Below are 19,844 nucleotides of genomic sequence, written 5' to 3'. Positions count from 1 at the left end.
GAGCGGCATGCATTAGCCTTCGGCGATGACAAAGATCTTCTTGAGGTCGCCGTGAATTGAAAGACGGTTCACCGTCCCGCGGCCGACGAAGATCGCGTCCCCTGGCCCGACGGATGTTTGCGTCCCGTCGCCATCGGTCACATCAGCCTGCCCCTCCAGGATGTACATCAATTCATGGGCGGGATGAGGGCGCGACAGCCGGATGTGCGGCGTCGTTGCCCAGACACCAGCCCGAAAGCCGACCGCTTCATCGGAAAATGCCCTGAAGAGACGGCACTGAGGCGTGCCGCCTTCCAGGAACTGCGCCGGAGGCGGCGGGGAGGGGCAAGCGTCACATCCCTGTCGATTGCCACGACGCCCTGCGTGCTCGAAGTCGCCGCGGTCGTTGCGCAGTAGATCCACTGCGTGCCTTCATCCGCTTGCGCCGTGACGTCCTGGCCGTGGCCGATGGCCACGCTGTCGCCGGAGGCGAGATCAAACGTCAGGCCGTCCGAATGCAGAACGAGACGCCCTGCCACGACGACCAAGCATTCCGTATGAGGAAAGCTGGCGATCGAGGCTTTTCCGTTCCAATCGACCGATCCGGCAAAAACCCCGCCCGAAGCGCTCCAGACGATATCGCGGCCGGCCGCGAATATGTCGTCTGACCCCAAGCCACTTCGTCTGCCTTCCGGGGCGGATCCGCTTTTCGCCTCGAAGAGAAAAATGATCTTGCCGGTCATCGTCTGACTCCAATTTATGCTATAGGATCAGTTGCTTGTTGCTTGTTGCTTGTGTCCATCGGCCACAAGCCGATTTACCAGGACCAAGCCAGGCTCGATCCCTGGCCTTTGGCCTCAGCCAGTTGCAGCAGCATTTCGGCAACCACAAGATCCTGAAGGGCCAATCCGGTCATATCGAAAACGGTGATATCTTCGGGATCACGTGTCAGCTGTACCTTGGCCGTCAATACGTCTCCGATCTCCGTCGCGAGGCATTCGACATCCCATTGTCCTTCGCCTATAGAACGCGATTGCGCGCGATCGTCTGTAAAGACCCGGGATCGCCGAAGAAGGCCCTCGGGAAGCTCGCGCTTGCCTTTCGTGTCGGCGCCAACGCAATTGATGTGCGTGCCGGCGCGGACAGCGGCCGGCGAAAATAATGGACCAAACCCTGGCGTTGCAGTCACGACGATGTCGCTCGCGCTGACGGCCGCATCGGCGTCTCGCGCGTGGGCGAGGGCGCATAAACCCCCGAACTCCTCCTCGAACGGCTCATCCGGCTGTCCAAGCGCTGTCAAATACCTAACCCGATCAATTTTTGGCATGTAGCGCAAGGCAAAGCTGAGCTGTATGCGCGCCTGCGTACCGGTGCCGAAAATGCACAAGGATGTGCTCTGCGGACGCGCAAGCAGCGTCAGCCCGAGCGCGCCCGCGGCGCCGGTGCGAACGGTGGTTATGGTGTTTCCGTCGATCAGGCAAACGGGTCTGCCTGTGTGCGGGTCGATCAAGAGGATGGTTGCCTGATGCGGTTCTTTTCCTACCGAGCGATTGTTTGGCCAAAACCCGGCGGCCTTGAATCCGAGCAAGTCCGCCCTCGGTATGTCTCCCGATTTGATGCCGAACACGCCGCCTGTATGGAGCTGCTCGCGGACGACCGGAAAGACCCGGCCTTCACGCTGGCTATGCAGCGTGAAGGCCCGCTTCATCGCCTCGAAGACTTTTGCCGGCTCCATGAGCTGCGCGACGTTACCGGCATCAAGCAGAAGAAGCTGAGCATCAGTGGGCATGGACTACTCCTAGAAATACCGCAGGACCGAAATCTGCATGGATCCTAGTCTGTGGCTTCAAGGGGCGCGGTGCGGAGTTGGCGCATAAACAGAATATCCTGTGGTTTGCTGCCCTCAACACAGGCAATTGTTGCGAAACAAGGTCACCTGCGCCGCACCTCTCCAGCGCAAGCAGGCCTATACTTCATGCATCGGATCAGACGAGCATAAGGGCCTGCAGCAATGAAATTTGCTTCCTACTGGCATGATACCTCGATCCCTTTCGCCGGAGGTATCGGTGAACCCGTCTCGGGGGATTTCGAGGTTGTGGTGATCGGTGCCGGCTTCACGGGGCTCAACGCCGCGCGCACACTGGCGCAATCCGGTGCGAAGATCGCTCTGTTGGAAGCCGAGCACGTCGGGTATGGTGCGTCCGGCCGCAATGGTGGGCACCTCAACAGCGGTCATTTCGCAAGCTTCGGCGCCGCCAAGCAGCATCTCGGGGAAGACCGGGCACGTCGCCTGTGGCGAGCTTACGATGACTCGATCGACATGATCGAACGGATCATCGAGGAAGAAAAGATCGCTTGCGACTTCCGCAGGGGAGGCAAGCTCAAACTTGCCTCGAAGTCCTCCCATGTCGGCAAGCTGCAGGCGATGTCCGAAGAAATCCGTCGTGAGGTTGACCCGTCAGTCGAATGGCTCACGCGTGAGGACCTCCGCAAGGAGGTGCTATCGGATGGCTTCCATGGCGGGATTCTTTATCCGAAATCTGCCATGATGCACATGGGGCGCTACGCCAACGGTGTGGCGGAGGCGGCCCGCCGCCATGGCGCTGCGATCTGGGAGCGGAACCCGGTTACCGGCCGCGAACGCGTGCCGAATGGATGGCGGCTAACCACGCCGACCGGCTCGCTGACCGCGCGCCAGATCATCCTGGCGACCGATGCTTATACGCCAAGCGTCTTCAATTATTTCCGCCGAAGGCTGATGCCGATCGCTTCCTTCATCATTGCGACACGCCCGCTCACCGCCCAGGAGGTCGCCGCCACGGTTCCGGGCAACCGCAACTTCACCAACTCCCTCAACATCGCCAACTATTTCCGCCTGACGCCCGACAACCGCATGCTGTTCGGGGGAGAGCGAGATTTTCGGCTGTGTCGAACCAGAAAACCGACGTCAGCTCTGGCCAGCTTCTGCGCCAGCAAATGGTCGGCATGTTTCCGCAGCTTGCAGACGTCGGGATCGACTATTGTTGGGGCGGCCTCGTCGGGTGCACACAAGACCGTTATCCCCGCGCGGGCAGCGCCGAGGGTGTCATCTACAGCATGGGCTATTCCGGGCACGGCGCCCAGTTGTCGACCTTCATGGGTAACGCGCTGGCCAATATGGCGATGGGGCGCAAGGACGCCAATCCCCTCGACGGCTTCGCGTGGCCGGCCGTTCCGATGCACACCGGAAACCCATGGTTCCTGCCCATGGTGGGCACCTATTACCGCGTCAAGGACCTGCTGCCCTGACCGATCTTCGCGCCGCGAGCCGGTCGCCGCTTGGAGGACCTCGCCCACGTACCGCCGCATTTCCGGCTCCGCACGTGGGTGGACAAGCCAAATCAAAAATTTGGCAATCAGTCGTTCGGTTAGGAAATGAGGAACGGGCAGATGGAGACAAAACTGGATATGCGTAGAGCGGCGAAAGTGATCGACACCCTCATAACGCCCTCGCTGCTTCTGGATCGTGGAAAATTAGAGCGCAACGTTCGGCGTCTGGCCGAGCACGCCAAGAAACTGGGTGTGGTATTACGCCCCCACATGAAAACGGCGAAGAGTATCGAGGTTGCTCGACGCTTGTTTCCCGGCGAACCCGGCCCGATCACGGTTTCAACCATCGCCGAGGCGGAATATTTCGCGGGCCACGGCTTTCGAGACATGACTTATGCAGTTGGCATGTCGCCGGCTGCGGCCAATCGTGCCATGGAGCTTTGTCGCCGCACGGGTGTGGATCTGAAGCTGCTGCTTGATACTGTCGAGCAGGCCGATGCTTTGGCCGTTGTGCGCGAGACCACCGGCGTGACGCCGTCCGTCTTTATCGAACTCGACTGCGATGAGCATCGCGGTGGATTGAAGCCGGATGATCCCAAGCTGATAGAGGTGGCCGACAGGATCGTCGCAGCGGGCGCCAATCTCGTCGGCGTCCTCGCCCATGCCGGAGAATCCTATGGTTTGACCACGTCCGATGCACTGATCGAAGCCGCTGAGAATGAACGTTCGGCCACCGTGGGCGCCGCCGAAATTCTGCGCGCTCACGGCCATGCTTGTCCGATCGTCAGCCTCGGCTCTACGCCAACGGCGCACTTCGCCGCAAACCTCGAAGGCGTTACAGAATTGCGCGCCGGGGTCTACATGTTCTTCGATCTCGTTCAACACGGGGTAGGGGTTTGTGCCATCGACGATATCGCAATTTCCGTGTTGGCTACCGTGATCGGCGCCAAGCCGGAAAAGGGATGGGTGCTGGTGGACGCCGGGTGGATGGCGCTTTCCCGCGATCGCGGGACCGCAAATCAGCGGCTCGACCAGGGCTACGGCGTGGTTTGCGACGAACAGGGGCGGGTGCTCGAAGACGTCGTCGTTTCACAGGCCAGCCAAGAGCACGGCATCCTCGCCATTCGCCCCGGTTCAAGCAGGGCGATGCCTGAGCTTCCGGTCGGTACGCAGATCCGGATCCTGCCAAACCATGCCTGTGCGATGGGTGCTCAGCATGACTTCTATAGCGTCATCAATGGTCAGAGCCCTGAGATTGAAGCGCGGTGGGAGCGGATACGCGGCTGGTAGGCGTCGACGCTTTGCATGGCGCCCATGCAATACCCTGGTGGCGCAAAATGAAGTTTACCCGACCTGAACCCGCGGAAGGTTTCAATCGGCCGGCGACCCCCTGATATTTCGGTCCCTGCCGATCCTCACGCCTATTATCGTATGAAAGGCCTTGTAAGATGATCACGCCTCTCGAACACCTGTCCTCCAGCGGTCGTCTGGACAAGTTCTTTATTGACGGTCGATGGCTGGAACCCAGCGGCACCGCCAAGGGCGTTTTGGTGAATCCTGCCACGGAAGACGTGGTGACCCACTTTGCGCTCGGAAACGTCGAGGATGTCGATGCGGCTGTTTCCGCCGCCCGACGGGCCTTCGCCACCTGGAGCCGCACCAAACAGGAATACCGCGCGGGCCTGCTTGAGCGCCTGCAGGCGCTACTCGAAGCCCGGAGCGAACTGTTTGCGCAATGCCTCAGTCTCGAAATGGGCGCGGCGATCGGATATTCGCGCACCGCGCAGGTGCCGCTGGCGATCGCCCATGTCAAAGTCGCTCGTGAGGTCCTGGAAGCATTCCCCTTCGTCAAGCAGCGCGGCCACACCGCGGTCACCCACGAACCGATCGGTGTCTGCGCGCTGATCACGCCATGGAACTGGCCGCTCTACCAGATCACCGCCAAAGTTTCGCCGGCGCTCGCCGCGGGCTGCACGGTCGTGCTGAAGCCGAGCGAGCTTTCTCCTCTCTGCTCGCTGCTGTTTGCAGAGACGATTGAGGAAGCCGGCTTCCCTGCCGGCGTCTTCAACCTCGTCAATGGTGACGGCCCGTCCGTCGGGTCGGTTCTCGCGTCGCATCCGGATGTCGACATGATTTCCATTACCGGCTCCACCCGTGCGGGTATCGCGGTGGCTCAAGCAGCCGCACCGACTGTCAAGCGCGTCGCGCAGGAGCTTGGCGGCAAGTCGCCGAACGTGATCCTGCCGGACGCCGATCTCCACCGCGCCGTTTCCATCGGCGTCGCGGCTGCGTTCCGCAATCTCGGCCAATCATGCAGCGCGCCGACGCGTATGATTGTGCCGCGCGCGCTGTTGTCCGAAAGTGAGTCCATTGCCAGGAGAGCCGCAGGTGAGATCGTGGTCGGTGATCCCTTTTCAGAAGCCAGCACGCATGGCGCGATCGCCAACCGCGCCCAGTTCGATCGGATCCAAACCATGATCGACGTCGGGATTGCCGAAGGCGCGACGCTCGTCGCCGGCGGCGCGGGGCGCCCCGCCGGTCAGAATGCCGGATTCTACGTTAAACCGACGATTTTCTCGGAGGTGCGCACGGACATGCGCATCGCCCAGGAGGAAATCTTCGGCCCGGTTCTGTGCCTCATTCCCTACGATGCGGTGGACGAAGCCATCACCATCGCCAACGACACTGTCTACGGCCTGGGTGCGCATGTGCAGGGGAAAAACATGGACGTCGTCAAAAATGTCGCATCACAGATCCGCTGCGGTCAAGTGCATCTCAACTACCCTGCCTGGGATCCACACGCGCCTTTTGGCGGCTTCAAACAATCTGGAAATGGACGCGAGTATGGCATTGAGGGCATGCTGGAATACCTCGAGGTCAAATCCATTCTCGGCTATTTCTAGCATCACGCCGTGGCGCCATCCCGGATGGATTTGGCATTGCCAACGGCACCCTCGAGGTTTCGCTCAATAGTCGACATGACGAAATAACAGATGCAGAGCGAGTGCGATGGAAGAGCCCAGAATTGCGGCCGCCGGCTTCCATTCCGTTCTACACCGGCAATCCCTAAATCATGCCGGCTGTCATCCAGACCTACAGGATGCAGGACCGCATCGCGCTCTGCCGCGCCAGCCGCTAATACTCGCACCCATCAATAAACCCGGTGCGAAGTGCTTGTGCGTGGATCTGGAAATCGATGCCACGAGTATTTCTACAATTCTTGCTTTGTGGATGTTCCCGGCGACAGTCGGTCACCGAAGCTGCAAAAACAAGATGTGCTGTTGAGATGCGGAAAACGGTATCTCCGACCGCGCCGGCAGGGACCGTCGATGCATGCTGCTTTTCCCGTTCCACTAAATTTAAATGTACCGTGGGCACCGATAGCGGCACCAAAACGGCATGCATCATAACGGCTGCAATAGCACCGCCAGGTATGCTCCAGCTCGAGAGATAGCGATCATGAAAACACTCCTGCTTACGAAAGAAGAAGTAGACGGGCTGATCTGTATGCACGAAGTCATTGGTGCAGTGGAAGAAGCGTACAAAGCCTTCAACAGCGATCAGGTGGTGCAGCCCGATTATATGGGGATACATCTCCCGTCACCTCGTGGGGAAGTGGACTTCAAGCTTGGCTATAACAAAGCCAATGAAGTGATTTCCATGAAAGCTTCTTCCGGAGGTTTCATCGACAACCCGACCGCCCATGGGGTTCCTAACGGCATGGGCACGATCCTCCTGTTCGATGCCAGAAGCTGCGCGCTGACCTGCGTCATGGACGGAAGCCTGATCACCGGCCTCAGAACCGGAGCGGCTGGAGCTGTTTCCGTGAAAGCATTGGCACGGAAAAACGCCAGGACAGTCTCTTCGATGGGCACAGGAAACCAGGCGAGAATGCAGATCCGGGCAATCAACGAGATCATGACGATCGAAGAGGTCCGCGCCTGGGATAGTCATCCGGATACGCTTGCCAGATACAAGACGGATATCGAGAGCGAGTTCGGTATTCCCGTCGTCACGGCAAATTCCAAAAGGGAGGCCGTTGAGCAGGCCGATATCCTGGTTACGACGACCCGCGGGAAAGGGTCGCTTGTGGAAGCGGATTGGGTGAAAGCCGGCACGCACATCGTGGCCATCGGCACCGATCAGCAGGGTAAACAGGAACTGGACCCGGAGATATTCAGGAACGCCAAGGTGGTCGTCGATTCAATGGCGCAGTGTGCCGAGAAGGGTGAGACCTGGCATCCGCTGAATAAAAAAATCATCGCCAAAGACGACATTCATGGAGAGATCGGCGAGATTTTGGTGGGCAAAAAACCGGGCAGAGAAAACGATCATGAGGTTACCATTTTTGACTCCACGGGAATGGCTATCCAAGACAATGTTGCAGCGAGCAGGATTTACCAGAACGCAATAGATAAGGGCGTCGGAACGTTCTTTGAATTCTTCAGATCATGACCTGCGGGTCGTGCGCTGTTCCAGTCGCCTTGTGAGCCGATCAAAGGCTTGGCGCACAATATCAAACAACCATCGATCAGCGCTCTGCACCCATGTTCAGAAGAATATCGGCCTGGAAGCGGAAACCCGAGGAGCACCATGCGCAACCATCCCACCATTCAGGACATACGCGAAGCCCAGGAAAGGCTTAAGCCCCACATCAGGCACACGCCGCTGCTTCGTGCGGAAAAAATCGAGAAGGCCGTTGGCTGCCAGCTCTACCTCAAACCTGAGACCCTGCAGATCACTGGCGCGTTCAAAATTCGCGGCGCTCTCAACAAGGTGCTTTCGCTTCCGCGAGAAGAGATTGCAAACGGCGTCATCGCCAGTTCTTCGGGCAACCACGCCCAAGGGCTTTCCTACGTGGCGAGGATGCTTGGTGTGAAAGTGATCCTGGTGCTCCCGGTCACCACGCCGAAAATCAAGATCGCCAACACGAGAGCGCTCGGCGCGGAAGTCATTCTGTTTGACGGTGATACCGCAGCCAGATGGAAAAAGGTCTATGAAATCGCCGAGGAAAATAACTACGCGACCATTCACGGGTTTGAGGATCCCCTGGTCATGGCCGGCCAAGGCACGATCGGATGCGAAATACTGGAGGATCTGGATGATGTGGATACGGTTATCGTGCCCGTGGGTGGCGGAGGGCTTATCTCAGGCATCGCCACCGCTATCAAAGAAACGAAACCCTCGGTGCGGGTTGTTGGTGCCGAGCCAGCCTTAACACCGAAGTATTTCCACAGCCGGATCAACAAGGAACGCACCTCGTTGCCGTTGAAGAATACCATCGCCGACGGCTTGAGAATAAGCGTGCCAGGTCAGAACCCGTATCCGATTATCGAAAAATATGTAGACGAGATCGTCCTCGTTGATGACGAAGATATCATTGCAGGCATGCGTAGCCTGGCAAGAGATGCGAAGCTGATCACTGAACCGGCCGCGTCGATCGGTATCGGAGCCTTGCTCGCCGGCTCGATAGAAGTCAGGCCGGATGAAAAGGTCTGTGCGGTTTTGACTGGAGGAAACTGGGACCTGTGCGATCTTGCCGAGATATACAAGGTTTTTCAATAATCGTTTCATCTGGCCATTACCCCGACGTTCCGGAATGACGATCCCATTCTTGCTTTGATGCTGCGACCGATGGCGCAAAGCGCCCAAGCACCCACGGTCGAAGATGGCTGTCAGGTCGCCCAAAACGTTATTTTCCACCGCGCCGCCCCCCGCAGTCGATGCATGCTGCTTCCTCTGTTTCGCTAGGCTTGGCCTAGGAACACGTCGAGGCCAGCGATGACGACGCAAGACGGAATCCATGCAACGCGGTGGCTTTTGCGGCCAGCGACTGATGGTTAGAGAGGAAACGATATGCTCGAGTTGAACGACAAAGACCTTTTCCAGCAGGCCGGCCTGATCGACGGGATCTGGTCGCGTGCGGCGTCGGGCAAGACGGTGAACGTCGTCAATCCCGCCACCCAGGAGAACCTCGGCACCGTTCCGGATATGGGAACTGCCGAGACCCGAGCGGCGATCGATGCAGCCCAGGCCGCTTTCACCCCATGGAAGAAGAGGACGCATGCCGAGCGTGCGCTTCTGCTTGAGCGCTGGTATGCGCTGATGATCGAAAATCTAGAGGATCTGGCGCTGCTCATCACCCTTGAACAGGGCAAGCCTCTCGATGAATCGCGCGCCGAAATCCGTTACGGTGCTTCCTTCGTCAAATGGTTTGCCGAAGAAGCCCGCCGCATCGGCGGCCATACCATTCCCTCGCCGACGCCGGATCGCCGCATCGTCGTGCTCAAGGAAGCGGTCGGCGTCTGCGCCATCGTGACACCCTGGAATTTCCCGATCGCCATGATCACCCGAAAGGTGGCGCCCGCCCTGGCGGCCGGCTGTACGGTTGTCGTCAAGCCTTCGGAGTTCACCCCCTATTCGGCGCTCGCCATGGGTGTCCTTGCCGCGCGCGCCGGTATCCCGGCAGGTGTGATCAATATTGTCACCGGCATGCCGACGGAGATCGGCAACGAGTTCATGGCAAACGCGACGGTGCGCAAGATCTCCTTCACCGGCTCGACCCGGATCGGATCGCTTCTGATGCGCGGCGCCGCCGACAGCGTCAAGCGGCTCTCCCTCGAACTCGGCGGCAATGCGCCGTTCATCGTTTTTAACGACGCCGATCTCGATCTGGCGGTCGAGGGCGCAATCCTGTCCAAGTTCCGCAACGGCGGCCAGACCTGCGTCTGCGCCAACCGCATCCTGGTGCAGGCCGGAGTCTATGAGGCCTTCGCCGAAAAGCTTGGCGCCCGCGTCAACGCCATGAAGGTCGGCCCCGGCATGGAGCCGGGCAATGTCATCGGCCCGATGATCAACATGGCGGCGATCGAGAAGATCAACCGACATGTCGACGACGCTCTGGCCAGAGGCGCCAAGATCGCCGCGCGCGGCAGCTCCGTGGCGGAGGGCTCGCAATACGCTGCGCCGATGGTGCTGACCGGCGCGACGACCGACATGCTGCTCGCCAGTGAAGAAACCTTCGGCCCGGTTGCTCCGCTCTTCCGCTTCGAGACCGAGGACGAGGCGATCGCCATCGCCAACGGCACGCCTTTCGGTCTTGCCGCCTATTTCTACACCGAAAACCTGAAGCGCTCCTGGCGGGTTGGCGAAGCCCTAGAATTCGGCATGATCGGGCTCAATACCGGCGCAATCTCCACCGAAGTCGCCCCTTTCGGCGGCGTCAAGCAATCCGGCCTCGGGCGCGAAGGTGCACAAGTGGGCATTGAGGAATATCTCGAGATGAAGAGCTTCCACATTGGTGGGCTGAGCTGAGCCTGAAGCGATTATGAGATGATGACCGAGCAATGTGGCGTACGGGCGTGCGCCATTTGTTCATAGCCATCGCGACACACGAGCGTTGGCAAGCCTTCGGCTTCGGTCGATCCGGCAGCAGGGCGCGCCCTTAAACGCTAGGTCTCTGGAGAGTTCGCCCGGTCAGAGAAGCCGTTAAGCAGGCTTAAAGCGTTGGGGGAGGGCAATCCATTGCGGGGCACTATGGCTGGAATTGACTGCTGGTCCGCGAACACGGCGGACCACTTCAAAAAAGCGCGGGCGGACACGCGCGCGCTTTCCTTCGTCCCCCTTTTAGAGACCAAATACGCCGGGGAGGCCGGAGATGTCGGGTATCTCGACGTAGCCATAGAATGGGTTGGCGGGTTCATGGCGGCGGTTCACCCACACCTTGTTCTTGATGCCGATATCGTTGGCCGACATATGGTCATAGCGGAACGACGAGGAGCAGTGCACGACATCCTCAGGCGCGCAGCCGAGCATGTCGAACATATATTCAAAGGCCTGCAGGCGCGGCTTGTAGGCCTGTGCCTGTTCAGCCGTGTAGACCGCATGGAAGGGCGCGCCGAGCTTTTCGACATTCGACATGATCTGCGAATTCATCGCGTTCGACAGGATCACCAGCGGGATCTCCTTGGCGACCTTCGCGAGGCCAGCCGGCACGTCGGCGTGCGGCCCCCAGGTTGGCACCCGTTCATAGACCGTGCGGGCGTCTTCGTCCCTGAATTTGATGCCGTTACGTTTGCAGCTGCGCTCGATCGAATTGTAAACGACCTCGGCATAGGGCTTCCAGTCACCCAGAACCTCATCGAGGCGATAGGCGGCGAAGTTGCGGACGAACTCGGCCATGCGCGGCTCGTCGAGCTGGTCGCCGTAAAGGTCGCGGGCCGCCTCCGCCATCTGGAAATTGGTCAGCGTGCCGTAGCAGTCGAAAGTGATGTATTTCGGACGCGAGAAGGTCATGGACATATCCTTTGGAGGGTGGACCGGGGCATTTGACGTCATGATAGACGCGGCCCGCCCCCCGCCTCGCCTGAATGTGGCGGCTATCGAAGCAGATTATTTCGTATCGAAAGGTGGCTTTGGCAGATGGTTGTGGATGCCCCACCGGCTGGCGGCGGCTGAACGACGGGGAGGATGGCTGTGTCGCCCTCCATTATACCCCTCGATTTGATCAGTTCGCCGCACTCATTCACCCGCCTTGCCCCCGGGTGCAGCCAATGTTGCTCGCGATCCGCCCGGCGACGCCCACATGCCAGCATAAGATGCGGCGAGCGACAAAGGGAAAACGATAAGATACTGCACAGGGCGTAGCCTTCAGACGATCATCCAACCCGCACTCCTTCACACTTCCAGATACGAAACGAAGGAAGTGTCATGCAGACAAGTCAGATCGACTTTGCCGCGTTCGGCCACGAACACCTGGGTGCCGCCCTCAAGCTGTCGCGGCAGGCGGGCTGGCCCCATCGACCTGAAGACTGGGAGATGGCGCTCGCCTTGAGCGAGGGTGTCGTCGCGATCGAGGGCGACCGGGTGGTGGGCACCGTGCTCGTCACCCCCTACAAGCAAGATTGCGCGACGATCAACATGGTCATCGTCGATGAAGCCATGCGCGGCCGCGGTCTCGGCCGCAAGCTCATGCATGCCGCAATAGAGCTTGCCGGCGATCGCCCGCTCCGGCTTGTGGCGACCGTCGATGGCCTTCCGCTTTACGAGAAGCTCGGCTTCCGCCAGACCGGCCGCATTCTGCAACATCAAGGCATCGCAGCAGAACGCGCCGCGCCGACGGCAACGTCAGCCGCCGCCACGACCGACTTCTCGGCGATCACAGAACTCGATCGGCAGGCCTTCGGCGCCGATCGCGCCGATCTGATCGCATATCTCGCCAAGGTCGGTGAACTCGCCGTGGTCCGCCGCAGCGGACGCGTCACCGGTTTTGGGGTTATTCGCAGCTTCGGCCGGGGCGAGGTCATCGGCCCCGTCATTGCCGGCAACGTGGAGGACGCCAAAGCGCTCGTCACGCATTTCATCGCACGGCGCCCCGGCATGTTCCTCAGGGTCGATACCACGGCTGCCGCCGGCCTGTCCGACTGGCTGGCCGAACAGGGCTTCGCCCATGTCGGCGGCGGCATCGCGATGATGAAGCCATCGATCCCAGCTGCCGATTCCGTCGCCACCATCTTCGCCCTCGCCAACCAGGCGCTCGGCTGATCCGGAGAGCATCATGTACAGCAATTCCCTTGTCGAACTCGACCGCGCCCATCTCGTGCACCCCGTCGCCTCCTACCGCAACCACGAAAAGCTCGGTGTCCGTGTCCTCGCTTCGGCCAAAGGGGCGACGGTGACCGATGCTTCGGGCAAGCAGCTGGTCGATGGCTTCGCCGGTCTGTGGTGCGTCAATGCCGGCTACGGTCATGAATCGATCGTCGAGGCGGCGGCGCGGCAGATGCGCGAACTGCCCTATGCCACAACCTATTTCGGTCTCGGCTCGGAACCGGCGATCCGGCTTGCCGCGGCATTGGCCGAACGGGCGCCGGGCGATCTCAACCATGTTTATTTCACCCTGGGCGGATCCGATGCAGTCGACAGCACGATCCGGTTCATCCGCTATTACTGGATCGCCCGCGGTCAGCCGCAGCGCGACCAGTTCATCTCCATCGAGCAAGGCTATCACGGTTCATCGACTGTGGGGGCAGGACTGACGGCACTTCCATTGTTCCACGCTGGCTTCGGCATCCCCTTCGACTGGCAGCATAAAATCCCTTCCCACTACGCTTACCGCAACCCGGTCGGCCAGGATCCGCAGGCGATCATCAACGCCTCCCTCGCGGCCCTGCGGCGCAAGGTCGAAGAGATCGGCCCCGAGCGCGTCGCCGCCTTTTATGCCGAACCCATCCAGGGTTCGGGCGGCGTGCTGGTGCCACCGAAGGGCTGGATGAAGGCGATGCGCGCGCTCTGCCGCGATCTCGGAATCCTCTTTGTCGCCGACGAAGTCATCACCGCTTTCGGCCGCACCGGCCCGCTCTTTGCGTGCGAAGAGGACGAGATCGTTCCCGATTTCATCACCACCGCAAAGGGTCTGACGTCGGGCTATGTGCCGATGGGCGCGGTTTTCATGGCCGATCATGTCTATCAGGCCATCGCGGATGGCGCCGGAGGTGCGGCCGTCGGTCACGGCTATACCTATTCGGCCCATCCCGTCAGCGCAGCCGTCGGTCTCGAAGTGCTGAACCTTTACGAAACCGGCCTCCTTGAAAACGGCCGGAAAGCCGGTGCACGGCTGATGCAGGGGCTTGAAAGCCTCAAGGACCATCCGCTCGTCGGCGACGTGCGCGGCCGCGGCATGTTGGCCGCCGTCGAACTGGTGGTCGACAAGGAAAAGAAAACCCCGCTGCCGGCAGCCGCCGAGCCGGCGCGCCGGGTCTTCGACCGCGCCTGGGAAAACGGCCTGGTCATCCGTGCCTTCGCCAACGGCGTCCTCGGCTATGCGCCACCGCTCTGCTGCACCGACGCCGACATCGATGCGATCATCGAGCGCACGCGCAAAACGCTTGATGATACCCTGGCTGACCCGGATGTACGCGCGGCCCTGAAGGGCTGACCGCGTCCGGCTGAGGCTTCGTAGGAACGCTAAACAAATTTGTGCCGCACCGCCTCCTGGAGCTGGTGCGGCCCTAAGGGCTCAATCGATCGCGCCGGGCAAACCTTCTGACCTTGTTGCTGCCGCGGTCGGGCCGACGACCGAACTAAAGCGGAAACAGGCTCGTCAACGGCATGTGCGATTTGACGATGGGCGACTTGAGGACGACGAAGCTGAAATACTTGTCGATGCCGATCTCCATGTCGGACAGTCGTTCCATGATCGTCTGGTATTCGCCGATCCCGGCCGTCACGAATTTCAAGAGATAGTCATAGCCGCCGGAGACAAGATGGCATTCGATCACCTGGTCGATCTTCTCGACCGTCGTCAAAAACCGGGCGAAATCGATCTGCCGGTGGTTTTTCAGGGTGATCTCCGTGAAAACCGTCAGCGTCTGGCCGAGTTTGGCGACGTTGATCTGAGCGGAATAACCCTCGATATAACCTTCCGACTGCAGCTTCTTCACCCGCATCAGGCAGGGGCTTGGCGACAGGTTGACGAGCTCGGCGAGCTCGACATTGGTAACGCGGCCGTTCTTCTGCAACTCATGCAGAATTTTTATATCGATCCGGTCGAGTTTCATCGCTTCACTCCGCCTGTCGAACCTGCCAGCGTCGCAGCATATTGTGCCGCCACCCTTGCAACACTAGCACATCGAAAGCGCGAGTCGATCGCGTTTTGCGGGCTCTGGCAGAGACGAACAGGATGCTGCCACGCCTGCAACAGAATTTTATGCCGTTCGCGGGCGACACGATGATGTGTGAGGCCGCGCAGCCCTGTTCTAGACATTGGAGGAATGGATCGCGTCGCAAACCGCATCCGTGACCTCTTTGGTCGTGGCGGTGCCGCCGACGTCGGGGGTGAGGATGCCCGCGCCTGTGACCGTTTCGACGGCGCGCATGAGACGGGCAGACGCCTCCTGCTCGCCGAGATGGTCGAGCATCTGCGCGGCGGTCCAGAAGGTCGCGATCGGGTTGGCGATGCCCTTGCCGGCGATATCGAAGGCCGAGCCATGGATCGGTTCGAACATCGAGGGAAACCGGCGCTGCGGGTCGATATTCGCGGTGGGCGCGACCCCGATGCTGCCGGCGAGGGCGCCGGCAAGGTCGGAGAGGATGTCGGCATGCAGGTTGGTCGCGACGATGGTGTCGAGGCTCTGCGGTTTCAGCGTCATCCGCACCGTCATGGCGTCGACCAGCATCTTGTCCCAGGTGACGTCAGGGAATTCTGCGGCCACCTCGGCGGCGATCTCGTCCCACATGACCATGCCGTGCCGTTGGGCATTCGACTTCGTCACGACCGTCAGCAATTTGCGCGGCCGCGCCCGCGCCAGTTTGAAGGCGTAACGCATGATGCGGGTGACGCCGACGCGCGTGAAGATGGCAACCTCGGTTCCGACTTCCTCGGGCAGGCCGCGATGGGCGCGACCGCCATGGCCGGAATATTCTCCTTCGGAATTCTCGCGGACGATCACCCAGTCGAGATCGCCGACGCCGCAATTGCGCAGCGGAGGGGTAATGCCCGGAAGGATCTTGGTCGGCCGAACATTGGCATATTGGTCGAAGCCCTGGCAGATCGGCAGCCTGAGTCCCCAGAGGGTGATATGATCGGGAACATCCGGCGCGCCGACGGCACCGAAATAAATCGCGTCGAAATTCTTCAGCCGCTCAAGCCCGTCGGACGGCATCATCACGCCGTGGCTTTTGTAGTAGTCGGACCCCCAGTCGAAGTGTTCGATGGCAAATCTCACATCACCGAGACGTTTTTCCAGACTTGCGAGCACCGTTCGCCCGGCAGCAATGACCTCAGGTCCGATCCCGTCGGCGGGGATCGCTGCAATAGAATATTCACGCATTGATTTGCTCCAGTGCCCGATGCGGCCTACGCCTTCTTCCGGAAGCGTAATGCCGCGCTCCCGGTTTACTCAATGGCAAAAGAATTATATAAATTATGAATATAATAGGGGGCTGCCTGTGGAACTGGAGCAATTGAGATGCTTCGTTGCCGTTGCCGAGGAGCTTCACTTCGGAAGGGCGGCGCAAAGGATCGGGTTGCTTCCGGCATCGCTCGGGCGCCATGTGCGCCTGCTGGAAGAGTCGGTCGGAAGTCAGCTGTTGAGCCGGACGACCCGGAGCGTCTCGTTGACCGACGACGGCGTGGCTTTGCTGGAAGAGGTCAGACCGCTTCTCACCCGGCTCGATGAGCTCGGTCGAAAATTTCGCGCCAGGCAGCACCGGCGCAACCGCATCCTTCGGATCGGCGCGATCGACAGCGCCGCCGCCGGCTTCCTTCCGACATTGATCCACGACTTTCGAGCCATCGCCCCCGATGTCAAAACCCAGCTGATGGAGGGCAAATCCATTCGGCTCGTGCCCAAACTGCTGGCCGGCGGGTTGGACCTGGCCTTCATCAGGCCGCATCCGGGGCTGAGCCGTCATCTTGCGGTCGAGAATCTGTTTTCCGAGACGACCGTCGTCGCAGTCCCGGCCTCTCACGAACTCGCTGACCATACCAGTGTCTCTGTCCTCGATCTGGCGAATGCGCCGCTGATCGTACCGGATAGACGATCCCGGCCCCATAGCTACGATTTGACGATGAACCTGTTTGCCGCAGCCGGCCTGCACCCTGATATCACCCAGGTGGCAGACGAAAAACAAACCATCGTCAGCATGGTCGCCGCCGGCCTCGGCCTTGCCATCGTCCCGCGATGGACGTCCTCTCTTTCCTCTGCCGGCGTTCGCTTTCTGCCGGTGCAGGAGGGGGCAGGGCATAAGACGCCGAAACTGCCGCTGGCTGTGGCCTGGATGAAAGCAGTCCGTGATCCGGAGCGAGATGGGCTGCTTGATCTTCTGAGGCGGAATCTCGAACGATATTCGTTGCAGGCCTGACCCTCCGACGTGCCGTGAATGCGCGGATGAGGTGTAGATCAGCTGATCTACCGGCAGTTTCGTTCGATCGCAGTCTCCTATTGTGAACGCATCGGGATGCTTGTTGCCGATATGATCCTGGAGGATAGTCTATCGGTGCGCCGACGCGATTATCCTCCTCGCCCTATGAAACGATGAAGCGGATATTCACCCCATCTTCCCTCCGATTGGCGAATTGGCGCGGACAAGTGCCATCAACATCGGACCGATGGCGAATTCCCCTCTCTCTGCGCGCCGTGTCAGATCACGCAAATACCCCCCGGCGGAATTGATATGCCCTCCCTTTTCCAGGACGCACGCCATGACGGTCGCAGCATTTTCCGGGCCCATGATTTCGCAGGCGTTCTCATAGGCCGACGGGCTGACGCCGAGCATCGAGCGAACGACGACAGCCGCCGCCATCAGATCGCGCCACGTGCCGACCGTCCCCTGGGGTCCGTAGGCCGCAATCTCAGGGCAGGCCTGCAGCACCAGCCCCAGCGGGAAGGATTTGAGTCCACCATTAGCGGAGGCAGCGCGCGCCCTGAAGACATGCTCGTTCTTCCCTTCGCTTTTGTGTGTTTCGGCTATCGGTTCGGCCCGACCTGCCGATCGATCATCCGACGTCGCGCCCTGCTTCGGTTCGAAGCTTGGTTCAAGTTCAGAATTGGAGTGTGGGTTTGAATTCTGTATGTGCCGCTCAGTCTGTTGGGCATTGCCGCCTTGATTGTCAGTTTTAACCTGCATTTCCAACCGATTGACGATCTCTTCGCGCAACAGCTCCAATTCGTCGAGCGTGTCGGCGACCTGTTCGGCGGATGGCGACCGCGGCAGGCGCTCGACGGCATTGCGAAAATGCGAATGGACCGCGCTCCAATCGCCGGCAGCCCCTTCCTCCAACGCCATTTCGATAAGCTTGGCGACGTCGCGTCGGCAAAGCGTCAGACGTTCTCTGAGCCGCTGCAGGTGCAATCGTTCCGCAACCACTTGCGCTGCCAGCCGCTCGATCTCCTCCGCGCGCGCGAGCAGCGGCGCCAGCGAGAAGCCGAATGCCTCACGCAGCTCCCCGCCCTGCTCCTTGCGGGCGTAACGCTTGCCGTTGGGGCTATCCTTGCGGATCAGCAGGCCGGCCTCGATCAAGCTCGCCAGATGCCGGCGGATCGTCTGCTCAGCCATTCCATGCGCGCGCAGGGAGAGCTGTGCATTGGAAGGAAACACGACAAGCCCGTTGTCCTCGGAGATCTCTCCTTTTGGATAGAAGCTCAGCAAGGCGTTCAGAATAGCAAGCGCCCGGTCGGTGACGCCGAGCAAGGGCCTCGCCTCGCATAACGCACGGTAGAGTTTCCACTTATCAATTGATTGGCCGGGCTCGATTTTTCGAGCCGCCGTTTGGCTTGCCAGCATGCCAAACGTCATCGACCGCCGCCCGAAGGGCGTCGTCACACTTCCGCTTTCCATTGTCTTCGCCTTCTTCAAGGCAAAAGATCGCAGCTCACCAAATTCGGTGCCGAGGACTCTTGACTATGATTCGCGGAAATGTGATTCTCTGGGTGTCTAGATCAGAGAGGGCTTCCGCGACGGCAACGTTCGGGGGCCTTTTCTTTTGCTTATTGATCTCCGTTTTTCGTCGAATTCTGTGTCTTCTCGAACGCCTCGTAAAGACGATCCAGATTGCTGGCGATATAGGCTCCAAAGGCAGACGCCTTTTCCGCCTTCAGCGCGATGGTGAACTGTTTCCCGTCATCCTTGATCTTCGCCTTGACCGCGCCGTCCTTGCGCTGCCAGGCGTGAGCCGCGGGCTGAAGCGTCGCTGCCGATGACGACGGTTGTTGCCTCCTGCTGATGAAGGCAACCAGCATATCGAAGCGGGCATCCGGCTCCGCTGTCTCGAATTCCGCCGACCTGCTGAACTCGATCGCCCGGGCAGAGATGTTTTCGGCCTCGAATTTTGCCGATAAATCGTGCCAGCGGTCGCGGCCGGTGGTCTTTGCCGCGCCGATTGCAGTCAGGACTTCGGCTGGGATCCGCTTGGCGACGGACAACATCTTGGAAACCGTCGTCTTGTCGGCGCTGAGCGCCGACATGATCGTTCCCCTGTCGAAACCCAAACTGTCGAGCTTGGAGGCGAACATCGTCCTCTCGATGAATGAGAGATCGGTACGTGCCGAGTTCTCCTGGCCCTGCGCGATGACATGGTTGCGATCGTCCAGTTTCTTAACGATCGCGCGGACGGGTATGCCGAGTTCTTCGGCGGCACGGGCACGGCGATGGCCGAAGGCCATCTGATAACGGCCGTCGATCTCCGGATGCGGGCGAACCAGGATCGGCGAATCCTGGCCGCGCAGGCGGATCGCCTCAACCAGTTCGCGAAACTGTTCGTCGGGATGCGACAGCCGGTCCCTCACGAACGAATCGTCGATCAGGGTAGGGTCTAGATCGATCACCGCCTCGCCGGTCGCCAGCTTCTCCTCGATCGCCTTGGCCGCATTCGCCTTGGCAGCCAGCGCATCGATACTTCGCGTGACGGCTCCGAGCGCGCCGATCCCCTTATAGGTGATCTGCTGTTTCTCGTCCCTCTGAAGCGGCTCGGCCTCATTGTTTACCGCAGTAAACTTCTTGGATTCGTCCATCAGAGCGGAGAGGAGATTCTTACGCGCCATCAGCCCGCTCCTTGTGCT

At 60.2% G+C, this 19,844-nt stretch carries 16 protein-coding genes and 1 pseudogene; 9 read left to right on the top strand and 8 right to left on the bottom strand.

Annotated elements, in window-relative coordinates:
• Nucleotides 1-12: 12 nt before the first annotated feature.
• The 3 genes from ACS4RS_RS27785 to ACS4RS_RS27775 form a co-directional block, all read right to left on the bottom strand.
• Nucleotides 13-198 (bottom strand): cupin domain-containing protein, encoded by a 186-nt coding sequence (locus ACS4RS_RS27785; protein WP_439013282.1) that lies wholly within the window; start codon nucleotides 196-198, stop codon nucleotides 13-15.
• Entirely contained in the window at nucleotides 168-722 is a 555-nt protein-coding gene (locus ACS4RS_RS27780; RefSeq protein ID WP_439013286.1) for a hypothetical protein, read from the bottom strand. The genes ACS4RS_RS27785 and ACS4RS_RS27780 overlap by 31 nt, the downstream gene beginning before the upstream one ends.
• Nucleotides 723-796: 74 nt before the next feature.
• On the bottom strand, nucleotides 797-1,768 hold the full coding sequence (locus tag ACS4RS_RS27775; RefSeq protein WP_439013228.1) for an ornithine cyclodeaminase family protein: 972 nt from the start codon (nucleotides 1,766-1,768) through the stop codon (nucleotides 797-799).
• A 222-nt stretch (nucleotides 1,769-1,990) separates the two neighbouring features.
• Between ACS4RS_RS27775 and ACS4RS_RS27770 the strand changes: the two are divergent.
• The 6 genes and pseudogenes from ACS4RS_RS27770 (at nucleotide 1,991) to ACS4RS_RS27745 (ending at nucleotide 10,602) form a co-directional block, all read left to right on the top strand.
• Nucleotides 1,991-3,267 (top strand): annotated as a pseudogene (locus ACS4RS_RS27770) (NAD(P)/FAD-dependent oxidoreductase).
• A gap of 141 nt (nucleotides 3,268-3,408) precedes the next feature.
• Nucleotides 3,409-4,578, top strand: coding sequence for an alanine racemase (locus ACS4RS_RS27765; RefSeq protein ID WP_439013227.1), 1,170 nt, complete (start codon nucleotides 3,409-3,411; stop codon nucleotides 4,576-4,578).
• Nucleotides 4,579-4,736: 158 nt separating this feature from the next.
• Nucleotides 4,737-6,191 carry an aldehyde dehydrogenase family protein gene (locus ACS4RS_RS27760; RefSeq protein WP_439013226.1) on the top strand — a complete coding sequence of 485 codons (1,455 nt, stop codon included), beginning with the start codon at nucleotides 4,737-4,739 and terminating at the stop codon, nucleotides 6,189-6,191.
• A gap of 556 nt (nucleotides 6,192-6,747) precedes the next feature.
• Nucleotides 6,748-7,743: an ornithine cyclodeaminase family protein gene (locus tag ACS4RS_RS27755; protein ID WP_439013225.1), complete on the top strand. Its 996-nt coding sequence runs from the start codon at nucleotides 6,748-6,750 to the stop codon at nucleotides 7,741-7,743.
• 138 nt (nucleotides 7,744-7,881) lie between these two features.
• A complete protein-coding gene (locus ACS4RS_RS27750) occupies nucleotides 7,882-8,853 on the top strand; it encodes a threonine/serine dehydratase (protein WP_439013224.1) in 972 nt (323 codons plus the stop codon).
• A 291-nt stretch (nucleotides 8,854-9,144) separates the two neighbouring features.
• A complete protein-coding gene (locus ACS4RS_RS27745; protein WP_439013223.1) occupies nucleotides 9,145-10,602 on the top strand; it encodes an NAD-dependent succinate-semialdehyde dehydrogenase in 1,458 nt (485 codons plus the stop codon).
• Nucleotides 10,603-10,914: 312 nt separating this feature from the next.
• On the opposite strand, the gene ACS4RS_RS27740 is transcribed toward ACS4RS_RS27745, so the two are convergent.
• Nucleotides 10,915-11,583 (bottom strand): haloacid dehalogenase type II, encoded by a 669-nt coding sequence (locus ACS4RS_RS27740; RefSeq protein WP_439013222.1) that lies wholly within the window; start codon nucleotides 11,581-11,583, stop codon nucleotides 10,915-10,917.
• Nucleotides 11,584-11,997: 414 nt separating this feature from the next.
• Between ACS4RS_RS27740 and ACS4RS_RS27735 the strand changes: the two genes are divergently transcribed.
• Entirely contained in the window at nucleotides 11,998-12,831 is an 834-nt protein-coding gene (locus ACS4RS_RS27735; RefSeq protein WP_439013221.1) for a GNAT family N-acetyltransferase, read from the top strand.
• 13 nt (nucleotides 12,832-12,844) lie between these two features.
• Nucleotides 12,845-14,221, top strand: a complete 1,377-nt coding sequence (locus ACS4RS_RS27730; protein ID WP_439013220.1) for an aspartate aminotransferase family protein — start codon at nucleotides 12,845-12,847, stop codon at nucleotides 14,219-14,221.
• A 145-nt stretch (nucleotides 14,222-14,366) separates the two neighbouring features.
• Here ACS4RS_RS27730 and ACS4RS_RS27725 read toward each other — a convergent pair whose 3' ends face one another.
• A complete protein-coding gene (locus ACS4RS_RS27725; protein WP_003577877.1) occupies nucleotides 14,367-14,843 on the bottom strand; it encodes an Lrp/AsnC family transcriptional regulator in 477 nt (158 codons plus the stop codon).
• A gap of 198 nt (nucleotides 14,844-15,041) precedes the next feature.
• Nucleotides 15,042-16,115, bottom strand: a complete 1,074-nt coding sequence (locus ACS4RS_RS27720; protein ID WP_439013219.1) for a tartrate dehydrogenase — start codon at nucleotides 16,113-16,115, stop codon at nucleotides 15,042-15,044.
• A 118-nt stretch (nucleotides 16,116-16,233) separates the two neighbouring features.
• On the opposite strand from ACS4RS_RS27720, the gene ACS4RS_RS27715 reads away from it, so the two are divergent.
• Entirely contained in the window at nucleotides 16,234-17,148 is a 915-nt protein-coding gene (locus tag ACS4RS_RS27715; protein WP_439013218.1) for a LysR substrate-binding domain-containing protein, read from the top strand.
• Nucleotides 17,149-17,334: 186 nt separating this feature from the next.
• On the opposite strand, the gene repC is transcribed toward ACS4RS_RS27715, so the two are convergent.
• On the bottom strand, nucleotides 17,335-18,624 hold the full coding sequence (gene repC / locus ACS4RS_RS27710) for a plasmid replication protein RepC (RefSeq protein ID WP_439013217.1): 1,290 nt from the start codon (nucleotides 18,622-18,624) through the stop codon (nucleotides 17,335-17,337).
• A 149-nt stretch (nucleotides 18,625-18,773) separates the two neighbouring features.
• Complete coding sequence (repB, locus tag ACS4RS_RS27705) at nucleotides 18,774-19,826, bottom strand: plasmid partitioning protein RepB (protein WP_439013216.1); 1,053 nt, start codon at nucleotides 19,824-19,826, stop codon at nucleotides 18,774-18,776.
• Nucleotides 19,827-19,844 lie beyond the last annotated feature (18 nt).

Source organism: Rhizobium sp. F40D2 (assembly GCF_051810745.2).
Taxonomy (GTDB): Bacteria; Pseudomonadota; Alphaproteobacteria; order Rhizobiales; family Rhizobiaceae; genus Rhizobium.
This window is presented reverse-complemented; position numbering and strand designations above follow the sequence as displayed.